Raw genomic sequence first — 215 nt, 5'->3', positions numbered from 1 at the left:
TTTTTGGTAGAAAAGGGGACATTTGCATGCAGCAACAACGAAACTACGGCATAGATCTGCTGCGCATGTTCAGCATGCTGCTGGTGGTGATTTTGCATACCGAAGGCCACGGCGCAAGCCGTACGCTCTGCAGCGCTGATGGCGTTGGCACGTCCGCCGGCCACAGACTCGGTGTCGTAGTAAACGCCCAGCGGCAGCGAGTAACCGCTGACCAG

1 protein-coding gene is annotated in these 215 nt (G+C 57.2%); it reads right to left on the bottom strand.

Features of this window, described 5'->3' with window-relative positions; genetic code table 11:
* Nucleotides 1-215 (bottom strand): hypothetical protein (locus H6B10_RS17785; protein WP_204652596.1); only part of this gene is annotated, 215 nt, incomplete at both ends.

The organism is Gemmiger formicilis (assembly GCF_016901605.1).
In the GTDB taxonomy this organism is placed as follows: Bacteria; Bacillota; Clostridia; order Oscillospirales; family Ruminococcaceae; genus Gemmiger; species Gemmiger formicilis_B.
The sequence above is the reverse complement of the archived record's forward strand: the minus strand, read 5'-3'. Positions and strand labels throughout refer to the sequence as shown.